This is a genomic window from Streptomyces sp. NPDC001889 (assembly GCF_053594535.1).
The window spans coordinates 58,553-71,726 of sequence record NZ_JBSFER010000020.1; the positions used below are offsets into that span (position 1 = coordinate 58,553).

Sequence of the window (13,174 nt, forward strand, 5' to 3'; positions counted from 1 at the left end):
GGTCGGCTGGGGTGTCCGGGCGGGCTGGGGGTGCCGGACCGGCTGGGGGTGTCGGGGTCGCTGGGGCTGCCGGGGTCGCTGGGGCTGCCGGGCGGGTGGAGTCGGGTGGGCCGCACGGGGGAGAGGGGGGTCGGGGGTGTCTCAGGGGGGTGGGGGGAGAGTCGGGGTCAGGAGGGTGGTCCAGTGGTGGACCACCCTCGCGCGGCGCGGCGCGTCATCCGTGAGGAGGTTGGCCAGGCCCAGGCCCCTGGCCATGTCCAGAAGCCCCTGGACGGTCTCCCGCACCCCCGGCACCGACTCGTCCACCGCCAGCAACCGCACCGCCATCCGGTGCGTCTCCCTCCCCACCTTCCCCTCCAGCTCCGCCACCCTCGCGTGCAGCTGCGGCTCATTCGCCGCCGCCACCCACAACTGGAGCGCCGCCCGGAACAGCGGCCCGGTGTACAGATCCACCAGAGCCCCCACCACGGCCGCGCGGTCCTCGCAGGACAGCCCGCGCAGCGCCGTCGACCGCTGTTCGGCGACATACTCCACCGCCGCCGTGAACAGGTCCTCCCGGGTCGGGAAGTGGTGCTGTGCCGCCCCCCGCGACACCCCCGCCCGCTCGGCGACCACCGCCACCGTCGACCCCGCCCACCCGACCTCGGCCAGGCAGGCGACGGCGGCCTCCAGCAGCCGCTGTCTGGTGGCGCGGCTGCGGTCCTGCTTGGGGGTGGTGGCTACAGCTCCCATGCGGGTTCCCGTCGTTCGAGGAAGGCCGTCATCCCCTCGCGCGCCTCGGCCGACGCGAACAGCGTCGCCGACCGCTGCACCAGGTCCTCGGCGTCCCGGTCGAAGGTCTCCCGCACCCTAGCCGTGGCCAGCCGCTTGGCGGCGGCCAGCCCGTGCGGGGATGCCTTGCGCAGCCCGGCCAGGATCGGTTCGAGCGCCCGGTCCACCCCGCCGGCCCCGTCCGCCCCGTCCCCCTCCTCCGCCGCGAGGGTCAGCAGCCCCATCCGTACCGCCTCCGCCGCGCCGAAGGTCTCCCCGGTGAGGTAGTACCGCCCGGCCGCCCGGGGGTCGAGCCGGGGCAGCAGCGGCAGCGAGATCACCGCCGGGGCGACCCCTATCCGTACCTCCGTGAAGGCGAAGTCCGTGCCCGCGCCGGCCACCGCGATGTCGCAGGCCCCCAGCAGGCCGAGCCCGCCCGCGCGCGCCCGGCCCGTCACCCGGGCGACCACCGGCTTGGGGAGTTCGACGATCGCGCGGAGCAGTTCGACGAAGGTGTACGGGCCGGGCGGTGCCTTGAGGTCGGCCCCGGCGCTGAACACCGGGCCGGTGTGGGTCAGCAGCACCGCCCGTACGCCGGGGTCGGCCCCGCACTCCTCCAGGGCCCGCGCCAGCTCCCCCACCAGCCGCGCGGAGAGCGCGTTGCGGCTTCCGGGCGAGTCCAGGGTGAGGGTGGCGATGCCCCGCTCACGGGCGGTGGTGACCAGTGTGCTCACAGGGGGTCCTCCCGGTCTCTCAGCTGTCGCCTGAGCACCTTCCCCGTGGACGCGCGCGGCACCCCGCTGATGAAGGAGACCCTGCGGATCTTCTTGTACGGGGCGACCCGCGCGGCGACGAACTCCATCACCTCCTCGGCGGTGAGCGGGAAGGCGCCCGGCTGCCGCACCACCCAGGCCTTGGGGAGTTCGGTGCCGTCCTCGTCGAGCACCCCGGTCACCGCGGCGTCCGCGATGGACTCGTGGGTGAGCAGCAGCGCCTCCAGCTCGGCGGGCGCGACCTGGTACCCCTTGTACTTGATCAGCTCCTTCACCCGGTCGACGACGAACATCCAGTCGTCCTCGTCGACCCGGCCCACGTCCCCCGTGCGCAGCCAGCCGTCCTCGTCGATCATCTCGGCGGTGGCGTCGGGCCGGCCGAGGTATCCCTTCATCACCTGGGGCCCCCGGACCACGATCTCGCCGTCCTCGCCGGGCCCGACGCTCCTCCCGGAGCCGTCGAGGGCCAGCAGCCGCATCTCGGTCGACGGGACGAGCCGCCCGACGGTGCCGGGCGGCGCGTCCCGTGCCTCCAGCGGTACGAGGTGGCAGGCGGGCGAGAGTTCCGTCATGCCGTACCCCTGGAGGATCGGCGGCAGCCCGAGCCGCTCCGTGCAGGCCGTGGCGAGCGCGGCGTCCAGGGGCGCGGCCGAGCAGATCAGATACTCCAGCGAGGAGAGGTCGTACCGGGACACCAGCGGGTGCTTGGCGAGCGCGACCACGACCGGCGGGGCCACGAACAGCCCGGTCACACGGTGCTTCTCGATCGCCCGCAGAAAGGTGTCGAGTTCGAAGCGGGGCAGGACGACGACGGTGGCGCCCTGCCGGAGCGGGGCGTTCATCAGCGCGGTGAGTCCATAGATGTGGAAGAACGGCAGAATGGCGAGAATCCGCTCCCCCGCCCGCATCGGCAGCGGCCGGCCGAGCTGTTCCAGATTGGTGGCGATGGAGCGGTGGGTGAGCATGACGCCCTTGGGGACACCGGTGGTGCCCGAGGAGTACGGCAGGGCCGCGATGTCCTCGTCCGGATCGAAGTCGATCAGCGGCTCGGGCGCGGTGGAGCCGAGCATGTCGAGGACGCTGACATGGCCGTCGGCGCGGTCGCAGACGAATATCTCGCCGATCCCCGGGGAGAGTTCGGCGGCCCGGCGGGCGGTCTCCAGCAGCGGTGAGGCGGTGACGATCCAGCGCGCGGAGGCGTCCCTGAGCTGCACGGCCAGCTCCTCCGCCGTGGACAGCGGATGGACGGTGGTCACGGTGGCGCCGGCCCGGGTCGCGCCGTGGAAGACGCTGGGGTAGACCACGGTGTTGGGGCTGTGCAGCGCGAGCACATCCCCCTTGCGCACCCCGGCGGCGGCGAGCGCGGCGGCGATCCGGCGGTGGAATCGGTCCAGCTCCGCGTAGGTGACGGTGGTCCCGCTCGCGCCGTCGATCAGGGCGACCGTGTCGCCGTACCGGGCGGCGTCGCCGAGGACCGCGTCGTGGATGGGTCTGCTCACGGGCGGGACATCGGCGTACCGGCTGCGGAAGATGTGCTCGTGATCGGCCATCGGAGCCTCCTCGCGGTTGGGACGGCCAGAATCGCGGCTGTCAGTACGACTTGGGGAGACCCAGGGACCGATGGGATACGTAGTTCAGGATCATCTCCCGGCTGATCGGCGCGATCCGGGCCACCCGGGAGGCGGCCAGCAGCGGGGCGAGTCCGTACTCCCGGGTGAGGCCGTTTCCGCCGAGGGTGTGCACGGCCCGGTCGACGGCGTCCGCGCAGGCCTCGGCGGCGGCGTACTTCGCCATGTTCGCCGCCTCGCCCGCCGCCGTGTCGTCGCCCGCGTCGTGGAGCAGGGCCGCCCTGCGCGTCATCAGCCGGGCGAGTTCCAGTTCGATGTGGGACCGGGCCAGCGGGTGGGCGATCGCCTGGTGGGCGCCGATCGGGGTCCGCCAGACCTGGCGCTCCTTCGCGTACGCGACGGCCCGGCCGAGCGCGTACCGGCCCATGCCGACGGCGAAGGCGGCGGTCATGACGCGCTCGGGGTTGAGTCCGGCGAAGAGCTGGAGCAGCCCGGCGTCCTCGTCGCCGACGAGCGCGGCGGACGGGAGCCGCACCTCGTCCAGGGTCAGTTCGAACTGCTGCTCCTGGGCCCGGAGTTCCATGTCGATCCGGGTACGGGTGAAGCCGTCGGCGTCCCGGGGGACGATGAAGAGGCAGGGCTTGAGCCGGCCGGCGCGGGCGTCCTCGGCGCGGCCGGCGATCAGCGTCGCGTCGGCGATGTCGACGCCGGAGACAAAGACCTTCCGGCCGGTGAGAATCCAGCCGTCGCCGTCCCGGCGGGCGGTGGTGGTGATGCGGTGGACGTTGGAGCCCGCGTCGGGTTCGGTGATCCCGAACGCCATGGTGCGGGAGCCGTCGGCCAGTCCGGGCAGCCAGGCGGCCCGCTGCTCGGCGGTGCCGAAGCGGGCGATGACGGTGCCGCAGATCGCGGGGGAGACGATCATCATCAGCAGCGGGCAGCCGGCCGCGCCCAGCTCCTCCAGGACGAGGGAGAGCTGGACGAGCCCGCCGCCCCCGCCGCCGTACTCCTCGGGGAGGCTCACCCCGAGCCAGCCCAGCGCCGCGGCCTCCGTCCACAGGGCCGCCCGGTCGTACTCCCGGCCGTGGCGCCGGCCGAGGGCGGCGACGGCCGCGCGCAGGGCCCGGTCCTCGGGGCTCTCCAGCTCGGACGGGGTCATGGGGTGCCCTCCTCGGCGTGGGTGTGCTCGTGGGGGTGGCCGGGCGGGCGGTGCCGCCGCCGTACGTCCTCCTGCTCCTGTGCCGGGTCCGCAGGGGCTGCCCGGTCCGCCCCGGCCTCCCGGTCCGCTCTGGCCTCCCGGTCCGCTCTGGCCTCCGCTGCCGGCCTGTCCTCCGGGTCCGCAGGGGCCGCCCGGTCCGCTCTGTCCTCCGGTGCCGCCCGGGCCGCCGGGGTGTCCTCCCGGATCACGGCCAGCAGGGCTCCCGCCTCCACCCGGCGGCCCGGGACGGCGCGCAGGGCGGTGAGGACGCCGTCCACGGGGGCGTCCACGCGGTGCTCCATCTTCATGGCCTCCAGCCACACCAGCGGCCGGCCCCGGACCACCCGCGCCCCTTCGGTGAGCCCCTCCCCGATCCGTACGACCGTCCCCGGCACGGGCGCGAGCAGCGAGCCGGGCGCGGGCCCGGCGGCGGCCGGATCCGGGAAGCGGGGCAGGGCCGTCAGAGCGGTGTTCCCCGCGTACACCCGCACCCCCCGCCCCTCGCCCGGAGCGCGGTCCCCGTAGACCGCGATGTCGTACGTCCGCAGCACCCCCTCCACCTCCAGCGCCACCCGGTCCGGGCCGACCGCCACCACCCGTACGCCCTCGGCGGTGAGCCCGGTGCGGGTGTGGCGGTACGCGACCTCGTGCTCGGCGCCGTCCGCCTCCGTGCGGTAGCGCTTGAGCCGGGGACCCGAGGGCAGGTTGCGCCAGCCGCCGAAACGGGAGCGGCCGTGGGCGTCGGCGAGGGCCGCCGCCAGGGGGGCGTACGGGTCGGGGGCGGGCGTGAGCGAGGCGGGCGGGTGGCGGGTCCAGAAGCCGGTGTCCACACGGGCGGCGGTGAACTCGGGGTGCCGCAGGGACGCCACCAGCAGCGGGAGGTTGGTGGCGGGGCCGTGCACCCGGGACCGCTCCAGGGCTCCGGCGAGTCCGCGCACCGCCTGCGCCCGGGTGGGCGCCCAGGCGATGACCTTCGCCAGCAGCGCGTCGTAGTGCACCCCGATCCGGTCGCCGTCCGCGTACCCGGTGTCCAGCCGCACCCCGGGCCCGTGCGGGACGGCCAGCCGGTGCACCACCCCGGCGCGCGGGGCCCAGTCGCGGGCCGGGTCCTCCGCGTAGAGCCGGGCCTGCACCGCGTGGCCCCGGGCGGGCGGCGGCCCGGCGGGCAGCGGCTCGCCCTCGGCGACACGGAACTGCCAGGCCACCAGGTCGAGACCGAACACGGCCTCCGTCACCGGGTGCTCGACCTGGAGCCGGGTGTTCATCTCCAGGAAGCGGGCCCGGCCGGAGGCATCGAGCAGAAACTCCACCGTGCCCGCGCCCGTGTAGCCCACCGCCCGGGCCGCCGCCACCGACGAGCGGCGCAGCTCCGCCGCGGTCCCGGGGTCCAGGCCCGGCGCCGGGCACTCCTCGATCACCTTCTGGTGGCGGCGCTGGAGCGAGCAGTCGCGGGTGCCGAGCGCCCACACCGTGCCGTGGGTGTCGGCGAGGATCTGCACCTCCACATGGCGGGCGTTCCCGATGTACGGCTCGATGAACACCTCGCCGTCGCCGAAGGCCGCCAGCGCCTCCGCGCGGGCCGCCGCGAGCTGCTCCGGCAGCTCCCGGAGGGTGCGGACGATCCGCATGCCCCGCCCGCCGCCGCCCGCCGCCGCCTTCACCAGCACGGGCAGGGCGTCCGCCGTGAGCCGCTCCGGGTCGGGCGGCGCGGGCAGTCCCAGCACCTGCCGGGCCCGGGTCTTCGAGGCCATCGCCGCCACGGCGGCCGGGGGCGGTCCCACCCACACCAGGCCCGCGCCGATGACCTCGCGGGCGAACTCCGCGCTCTCCGAGAGGAATCCGTACCCCGGGTGCACCGCGTCGGCGCCCGCCGCCAGCGCGGCCCGCACGATCGTCCCGCCGCGCAGATAGGTGTCGGCGGGGGCGGTCCCCGGCAGCCGTACGGCCCGGTCGGCCGTGCGGACATGGAGCGCCGACGCGTCCGCGTCCGAGTACACCGCGACCGTGGCGATGCCCAGTTCGCGGCAGGTGCGGAAGATCCGGCAGGCGATCTCCCCCCGGTTCGCCACCAGAACGGATGTGATCATCGTTCCCTCCCCACCGGAGATCCCCGGCCCACCCGGGGACCCCTGCCCGCCCGGAGATCCCCGCCTGCCCGGAGATCCCCGCCCGCCCGTTCACATGCGGAAGACACCGAAGCCACCGCGCGCTCCCTCCACCGGGGCGGTGTGGATCGCGGAGAGACAGAGCCCGAGGACCGTGCGGGTGTCCCTCGGGTCGATCACCCCGTCGTCGTACAGCCGCCCGGAGAGGAACGCGGGCAGCGACTCCGCCTCGATCTGCCGCTCCACCACGGCCCGCAGGGCGGCGTCCGCGTCCTCGTCGTACGGACGTCCCCCGGCCCGTGCCGAGGCGCGGGCCACGATCGACAGCACGCCCGCGAGCTGCTGCGGGCCCATGACGGCGGCTCTGGCGCTGGGCCAGGAGAAGAGGAAGCGGGGGTCGTAGGCGCGCCCGCACATGCCGTAGTGGCCCGCTCCGTAGGAGGCGCCCATCAGCACGGAGAGGTGCGGGACACGGGAGTTGGCGACCGCGTTGATCATCATCGCGCCGTGCTTGATGATGCCGCCCTGCTCGTAGCGGCTGCCGACCATGTAGCCGGTGGTGTTGTGGAGGAAGACCAGCGGGATGTCGCGCTGGTTGGCGAGCTGGACGAAGTGCGCGGCCTTCTGCGACTCGGCGCTGAACAGCACCCCCCGGGCGTTGGCGAGGACGCCGACCGGATAGCCGTGCAGCCCGGCCCAGCAGGTGACCAGGCTCGTCCCGTACAGCGGCTTGAACTCGTCGAACTCCGAGCCGTCCACGACTCTGGCGATGACCTCGCGCGGGTCGAAGGGGGTGCGGAGGTCCTCGGGCACGATCCCGAGCAGCTCCTCGGGGTCGTACAGCGGCGGCTCGGCCGGGGGCGGGTCCGGGTGCGCCTTGCGCCAGTTGAGCCGGGCGATCACCCGGCGGGCCCGCCGCAGCGCGTCCGGCTCGTCGTGCGCGAGATGGTCGGCGAGGCCGGAGGTCCGGGCGTGCATCCCGGCGCCGCCGAGGGACTCCTCGTCGCTCTCCTCGCCGGTGGCCATCCGCACCAGGGGCGGGCCGCCGAGGAAGACCTTCGAACGCTTCTCGATCATGATCGTGTGGTCGGACATGCCGGGGACGTAGGCGCCCCCGGCGGTGGAGTTGCCGAACACCACCGCGACCGTGGGGATTCCGGCGGCGGAGAGCCGGGTGAGGTCGCGGAAGAGCGCCCCGCCGGGGATGAAGGTCTCCTTCTGGGAGGGGAGGTCGGCGCCGCCCGACTCCACCAGGGAGATGGAGGGGAGCCGGTTGGTGTACGCGATCTCCTGGAGGCGCAGGGCCTTCTTCAGGGTCCAGGGGTTGAAGGCGCCGCCGCGCACGGTCGGGTCGTTGGCGGTGATCGCGCACTCGACGCCCGACACCACTCCGATGCCGGTGACCAGCGACGCGCCGACCGGGTGGTCGCTGCCCCAGGCGGCGAGCGGGGACAGCTCCAGGAAGGGGGTGTCCGGGTCGAGCAGCAGCTCGACCCGCTCCCGGGCGAGGAGCCCGCCGCGCGCGCGGTGGCGCGCGGTGTACTTCTCGCCGCCGCCGGCGAGGGCCTTGGCGTGCTCGGTGTCCAGCTCGGCGAGCCGGCGGAGCATGGCGGCCCGGCGGGCGGCCGGGGAGCCGCCGGGGGGTTCGGGAGGGTCGGGGGGCGCGGGGGGTGCGGGAGGGTCGGGGGGCGCGGGGGCTCCGGGAGGGTCGGGGGGCGCGGGGGCTCCGGGAGGGTCGGACGGGGTCACAGCAGTACCTCCGGGATGTCCGCGTACCGGGCCCGCAGCCACTCCCCCAGGGCCTTCCCCTGCGGGTCGAACCGCGCCTGCGCGGCCACCCCCTCGCCGAGGATGCCCCGCACGGTGAAGTTCAGCGCCCGCAGGTTCGGCAGCACATGGCGTACGACGGTCAGCTCCGCCGCCTCCGGGAGCAGGCAGCGGAAGCGCTCCACAGTCAGCTCGTGGGCGAGCCAGCGCCAGGCGTCGGCGGAGCGGGCCCAGACGCCGACATTGGCGTCGCCGCCCTTGTCCCCGCTGCGGGCGCCCGCGATCAGCCCGAGGGGTACGCGCCGGGTGGGTCCGGGCGGGAGGCGCTCGGGGAGCGGGGGCGGACCCGGCGCGGAGGGCTCCTGGAGCGGGCGCGGCGCGGAAGGCTCCGGGGCCGGGGCCGAGGGCGCCGGACGCGGACCCCGCGCGGACGGCTCCGGGGGCGGGCCGTCACCGGCGGCCGGGGCGGGGAGACGTATCCGGCGGCCGTCCGGGAGCACGGCCGTGTGGGGCACGGCCGACGCCTCGACGCAGCGGGCCTCGAAGACCCCGTACGGCGCCCCCCGCCCCGGCGGCGCGGTGAGATGGAAGCCCGGATAGCTGCCGAGGGCCAGCTCGACGGCGGCGCCGCTGATCACCCGGCCCACCTTGGCGGGATCGCTGTCGCGGACCACGAGCCGCAGATAGGCGCTGGCCCGCTCCTCGGTGTCGCCGTCGCGGTGGTCGGTGCGGGCCAGCTCCCACCGCACCTCCGCCGGGCGCCCCCGCCCCTCCCGGGCGAGTGCGGCCTCCAGCTGGTGCCGTAACAGGGCCGCCTTGGCATCGATGTCGAGGCCCGTGAGGACGAAGACGACCTCGTTGCGCCAGCCGCCGACGCGGTTGAGTCCGACCTTGAGCGTGGCGGGCGGCGCCTCGCCGCGCACGCCGGAGATACGGACCCGGTCGGGGCCGTCCTGGTCCAGTCGTACGGTGTCGAGCCGGGCGGTGACGTCCGGTCCGGCGTACCGGGCGCCCCCGGTCTCGTACAGCAGTTGCGCGGTAACGGTGCCGACGTCCACCAGCCCGCCCGTGCCCGGGTGCTTGGTGATCACGGAGGTGCCGTCGGGGTGGATCTCGGCCAGCGGGAAGCCGGGCCGGCAGAGGATCTGGGTGTCGATCCCGGCGAAGAAGGCGTAGTTGCCGCCGGTGGCCTGGGTGCCGCACTCCAGGACATGGCCGGCGACGACCGCGCCCGCGAGCGCGTCCAGATCGTCCCGGCCCCAGCCGAAACGGGCGGCGGCGGGGCCGGTGACGAGCGCGGCGTCGGTGACCCGCCCGGTGACGACGACATCCGCGCCCGCGCGCAGACAGGCGGCGATGCCCGCGCCGCCGAGATAGGCGTTGGCGGTGAGGACCTCCGGCCCCCAGGAGCGGTCCAGCAGGTCGTCGCCCTCGACATGGGCGACCTCGCAGGGGACTCCCAGGCGCGCGGCGAGCGCGCGGACGGCGTCGGCGAGGGCGGCAGGGTTGAGGCCACCGGCATTGGCGACGATCTTCACGCCCCGGTCGCGGGCGAGGCCGAGGCACTCCTCCAGCTGGCGCAGAAAGGTCCTGGCGTAGCCGAGGCCGGGGTCCTTGAGTCGGTCGCGGCCGAGGATGAGCATGGTGAGTTCGGCGAGATAGTCGCCGGTGAGGATGTCCAGCGGGCCGTCGGTGAGCATGTCGCGCATGGCGTCGAAGCGGTCGCCGTAGAAGCCGGACGCGTTGCCGATCCGGAGCACATCGGCTCCGCCGCCGCTCACCGGGGGCCCCTCGGCCGGGCGGCCCGGGCGCCGGGGGCGGTCCTGGTCCCCCACCGCTCGGCGGGCAGAGGGGCGGCCGGCCGGCCGGGTTCCGCGCTCTCCTCGCGCGGATCGCCGGGGACGGCGGCGGTGACGGTGAGGTCGGACACGGTGCGCTCCCTCGGGGACACGGCGTTGTGTGCCCCGGAGCATGACAGCGCCGCCAGAAACAAGCAAGCATGCTTGCTTTACTCCGCGTTGACCCGTGGCTCCACGGGCCCGTGGGCCTTCCTCGCCTGGGTCCGCACCGCGCCCATGCTCGCCGCGATGACCAGGGCGATGGCCAGGGCGTCGGTGGTGGACAGGGCCTGGTGCAGCACCAGGAAACCGGCCGCCGCCGCTATCGCGGGCTCCAGGCTCATCAGCACCGCGAAGGTCTGCGCCGGCAGCCGGCGCAGGGCGAGCAGCTCCAGGGTGTACGGCAGCACCGACGACAGCACCGCGACCCCGAGCCCGAGCAGCAGGATCTCGGGGTCGATCAGCCGGGACCCGGACTCGGCGATGCCCAGCGGAAGGCTGATCAGCGCGCCCACCACCATCGCCAGCGCGAGGCCGTCGGCCTGCGGGAAACGGCGGCCGGTGCGGGCGCTGAAGACGATGTACGCGGCCCACATCGCCCCCGCCGCGAGCGCGAACGCCGCGCCCACCGGATCGAGCCGGTCGAAGCCGCCACCGCTGAGGAGGACCACACCGGCGAGGGCGAGACCGGCCCAGACCAGGTTCACCAGGCGCCGGGAGACGATCACGGAGAGCGCCAGCGGGCCGAGGACCTCCAGGGTGACGGCGGCGCCGAGGGGGATGCGGTCGGCGGCCTGGTAGAAGAGGATGTTCATCGCCGCCATGACCGAGCCGAAGGCGACGACCGTGCCCCAGTCGGCGCGGGAGTGCCCGCGCAGCCGGGGGCGGCAGATGATGAGCAGGACGAGGGCGGCGAGCACCAGGCGCAGGGTGACCACGCCCAGGGCGCCGGCGCGCGGCATCAGCATGATGGCGACGGCCGCGCCGAACTGGACGGACAGGCCGCCGGCGACGACCAGCCCGACCGGGCCGAGACTGCGGCGGCCCCGGGGGGCCGCACCGGGGGCGGCGGCTTCGAGCGCGACCGCCGCTCCGGGTTCGGCGGCGCCCACGACCGGGCTGCGGACCTCGTCCACCAGGCACTCCCTCTCGTCATCACACGGACCCTCCACGCTACGGGTCGCCGCGCGTCGCGTGAAATGCCGACTGCGCTGCGGTTATGCTCCGGGCGCATGAGCATCGAGCTGCGCCATCTCCGCTGCTTCCTCGCGATCGCCGAGGAGTCCAGCGTGACGCGGGCCGCGCGGCGGCTGCATCTGACCCAGCCGGCGGTCTCCAGGTCGCTGGCGGCGCTGGAGAAGTACGTGGGTACGCGGCTGGTGGACCGCTCCACGCACCATCTCGCGCTCACCGCCGAGGGGAGGGTGTTCCGCGACAAGGCGGCAGCGGCGGTCGCGGCCTTCGACGACGCGCTCGACCCGTCCGGGCTGCGCCGCCGGCCGCTGCGGCTGGGGCACGCCTGGTCGGCGCTCGGCCCCTACACCACCCCGCTGCTGCGGCGCTGGGAGCGGGAGCACCCGGAGACACCGCTGGAACTGCTGCGGATCGACGACCGCACGGCGGGGCTGGCGCGGGGAGAGGTGGACGCGGCGGTGCTGCGGGGGCCGGTGGAGGTGGCGGGGCTGGTGACGGAGCCGCTCTTCACGGAGGCGCGGGTGGCGGCGGTCACCTCCGACGGACCGCTGGCCGCGCTCCCCCGGGTGACCCTGGCGGATCTGGCGTCCGGGCCGGTGCTGGTGAACGAGGTGTCCGGGGTGACCACCCTGGACCTGTGGCCGGAGGGGGCCCGGCCGGTGGGGACGGTGACCGTGACCAACACGGACGACTGGCTGGCGGCGATCGCGGCGGGGCGGGGGGCGGGGGTGTCGGTCGCCTCCACGGCGGAGCTCCACCCGCACCCGGGCGTCACCTTCCGCCCCCTCCCGGACGCACCCCCCGTCCCGGTCCTCCTGGCCCACCGCCCGGCCCTCGCCCACCCGGCGCTCCCTCACTTGATCGCCCTGGCAAGGGAGTTGACGCGGGGGGTGTGAGTGTGCGGGGGGGTCTGGTGCGGGTGCCCTGTGGCCCGGGGGGCCGTCCGGTGCGGCGCCCCGGGGCGCCGGGTCCGTCCCCCATCTCCCCAGAGCTGCCTCGGGGAGGTCCCCCCGGACGGGCTGAAGGCGGGCCCCGCCCCGGACGGGCTGACGCACCCGGCCCCGCCGAGCCGGCCAGGGCACGAAACCCACCCCCTCCAAGCCGGCGGAAGCACGAAATCCAGCCCCGCCGGCGATTGAGGCGCGGGGGTTCGGGGGCAGGCCCCCGACCATGGCCCGCAAGGCGCGGGAACCTGTCGCACAAGGTCCGTCCTCAAACGCCCCCAGAGCTGCCTCCGGGAGGTGCCCCCGGACGGGCTGGGAGTGGCCGCCCCTGTTGTGGGGCGGGAGGGCGCGGCCTCCCGGCTCCCGCGCGCTCGCCCCGGGCCGTACCGTGGCCCCGCAGTGCGCGGTTCAGGGGAGGAGCACGGTGAGAAAGACGTTCAGCACCACGGTCAACGGGCGGAAGGTCGAACTGCCCGGCACCATTCACTCGATCCGGGAGGTGCTGCCGCCCGGCATGGTCGAGCAGTTCATCGGGGAGATCGAGCACGCGGGCGCGGATGAGATCCCGGGGGTGCTCGCGCGGTGGGCGCTGCGGACGCCGCAGGCGCAGGACCTCGCGGAGGAGGAGCAGATCGCCCGGATTCGGGCCGGGGATCTCTCCGGGCTGCACTTCGACGACTCCGGCGACGACTCGTACCGGAGCCGGGGATGAGTCTGCGGCTCGCCTACACCGATGACGCCCGCGCGGAGCGGCGCAGTCTGAGTCCGGAGCGGCGCAAGCGGTTCGAGGAGGGGATGGCGGTGGTCGCGCGGGACCCGTACGGGTGCGGGTCGAGCCCGGTGCGGGACGACCGGGACCGGCGGGACGCGACCGTGGCGCGGGTCGCGTTCATCACGTATCTGGTCAGCGAGTCGGTGGTGACCGTGACCGTGGTGCGGCTCGTGCCGCTGCCGTGAACCGGGAACCGGGAACCGTTCCGTTGAAACGTAAAATCACCGTCATGACGAGGACGTACTCCCCACGCCGGCCCCAGGGC

At 75.1% G+C, this 13,174-nt stretch carries 12 protein-coding genes; 3 read left to right on the forward strand and 9 right to left on the reverse strand.

What is annotated here, in order from left to right:
* Window positions 1–141 precede the first annotated feature (141 nt).
* The 9 genes from ACWCRA_RS23420 to ACWCRA_RS23460 form a co-directional block, all read right to left on the reverse strand.
* The gene (locus tag ACWCRA_RS23420; protein ID WP_351553200.1) at window positions 142–732 is read right to left on the reverse strand and encodes a TetR/AcrR family transcriptional regulator; all 591 of its coding nucleotides are present in this window, start codon (window positions 730–732) and stop codon (window positions 142–144) included.
* Window positions 720–1,484: an enoyl-CoA hydratase family protein gene (locus tag ACWCRA_RS23425; RefSeq protein ID WP_451068511.1), complete on the reverse strand. Its 765-nt coding sequence runs from the start codon at window positions 1,482–1,484 to the stop codon at window positions 720–722. The genes ACWCRA_RS23420 and ACWCRA_RS23425 overlap by 13 nt, the downstream gene beginning before the upstream one ends.
* Window positions 1,481–3,073 carry a 4-coumarate--CoA ligase family protein gene (locus tag ACWCRA_RS23430; protein WP_351553177.1) on the reverse strand — a complete coding sequence of 531 codons (1,593 nt, stop codon included), beginning with the start codon at window positions 3,071–3,073 and terminating at the stop codon, window positions 1,481–1,483. Before ACWCRA_RS23430 ends, ACWCRA_RS23425 begins: the two co-directional genes overlap by 4 nt.
* Before the next feature lie 40 nt (window positions 3,074–3,113).
* Complete coding sequence (locus ACWCRA_RS23435; RefSeq protein ID WP_451068512.1) at window positions 3,114–4,250, reverse strand: acyl-CoA dehydrogenase family protein; 1,137 nt, start codon at window positions 4,248–4,250, stop codon at window positions 3,114–3,116.
* The gene (locus tag ACWCRA_RS23440; protein WP_451068513.1) at window positions 4,247–6,376 is read right to left on the reverse strand and encodes an ATP-binding protein; all 2,130 of its coding nucleotides are present in this window, start codon (window positions 6,374–6,376) and stop codon (window positions 4,247–4,249) included. Before ACWCRA_RS23440 ends, ACWCRA_RS23435 begins: the two co-directional genes overlap by 4 nt.
* 90 nt (window positions 6,377–6,466) lie before the next feature.
* Window positions 6,467–8,002 carry an acyl-CoA carboxylase subunit beta gene (locus ACWCRA_RS23445; RefSeq protein ID WP_451068559.1) on the reverse strand — a complete coding sequence of 512 codons (1,536 nt, stop codon included), beginning with the start codon at window positions 8,000–8,002 and terminating at the stop codon, window positions 6,467–6,469.
* A 137-nt stretch (window positions 8,003–8,139) separates the two neighbouring features.
* Complete coding sequence (locus tag ACWCRA_RS23450; RefSeq protein ID WP_451068560.1) at window positions 8,140–9,870, reverse strand: acyclic terpene utilization AtuA family protein; 1,731 nt, start codon at window positions 9,868–9,870, stop codon at window positions 8,140–8,142.
* Window positions 9,871–9,938: 68 nt separating this feature from the next.
* On the reverse strand, window positions 9,939–10,091 hold the full coding sequence (locus tag ACWCRA_RS23455) for a hypothetical protein (RefSeq protein WP_351553165.1): 153 nt from the start codon (window positions 10,089–10,091) through the stop codon (window positions 9,939–9,941).
* Between the two features lie 78 nt (window positions 10,092–10,169).
* On the reverse strand, window positions 10,170–11,135 hold the full coding sequence (locus ACWCRA_RS23460; RefSeq protein ID WP_451068514.1) for an EamA family transporter: 966 nt from the start codon (window positions 11,133–11,135) through the stop codon (window positions 10,170–10,172).
* A 96-nt stretch (window positions 11,136–11,231) separates the two neighbouring features.
* Here ACWCRA_RS23460 and ACWCRA_RS23465 point away from each other — a divergent pair, with 96 nt between their 5' ends.
* From ACWCRA_RS23465 to ACWCRA_RS23475, 3 genes are all read left to right on the forward strand, one after another.
* Window positions 11,232–12,089, forward strand: a complete 858-nt coding sequence (locus tag ACWCRA_RS23465) for a LysR family transcriptional regulator (protein ID WP_451068515.1) — start codon at window positions 11,232–11,234, stop codon at window positions 12,087–12,089.
* Window positions 12,090–12,561: 472 nt separating this feature from the next.
* Window positions 12,562–12,849: a hypothetical protein gene (locus tag ACWCRA_RS23470; protein WP_351553156.1), complete on the forward strand. Its 288-nt coding sequence runs from the start codon at window positions 12,562–12,564 to the stop codon at window positions 12,847–12,849.
* The gene (locus ACWCRA_RS23475; RefSeq protein WP_451068516.1) at window positions 12,846–13,094 is read left to right on the forward strand and encodes a hypothetical protein; all 249 of its coding nucleotides are present in this window, start codon (window positions 12,846–12,848) and stop codon (window positions 13,092–13,094) included. The genes ACWCRA_RS23470 and ACWCRA_RS23475 overlap by 4 nt, the downstream gene beginning before the upstream one ends.
* Window positions 13,095–13,174 lie beyond the last annotated feature (80 nt).

Coding starts and splice junctions, on each gene's coding strand:
- ACWCRA_RS23450 (WP_451068560.1), bottom strand. CDS start 9,870: ATGCGCGACATGCTCACCGACGGCCCGCTGGACATCCTCACCGGCGAC.
- ACWCRA_RS23430 (WP_351553177.1), bottom strand. CDS start 3,073: ATGGCCGATCACGAGCACATCTTCCGCAGCCGGTACGCCGATGTCCCG.
- ACWCRA_RS23465 (WP_451068515.1), top strand. CDS start 11,232: ATGAGCATCGAGCTGCGCCATCTCCGCTGCTTCCTCGCGATCGCCGAG.
- ACWCRA_RS23445 (WP_451068559.1), bottom strand. CDS start 8,002: ATGCTCCGCCGGCTCGCCGAGCTGGACACCGAGCACGCCAAGGCCCTC.
- ACWCRA_RS23435 (WP_451068512.1), bottom strand. CDS start 4,250: ATGACCCCGTCCGAGCTGGAGAGCCCCGAGGACCGGGCCCTGCGCGCG.
- ACWCRA_RS23420 (WP_351553200.1), bottom strand. CDS start 732: ATGGGAGCTGTAGCCACCACCCCCAAGCAGGACCGCAGCCGCGCCACC.
- ACWCRA_RS23475 (WP_451068516.1), top strand. CDS start 12,846: ATGAGTCTGCGGCTCGCCTACACCGATGACGCCCGCGCGGAGCGGCGC.
- ACWCRA_RS23440 (WP_451068513.1), bottom strand. CDS start 6,376: ATGATCACATCCGTTCTGGTGGCGAACCGGGGGGAGATCGCCTGCCGG.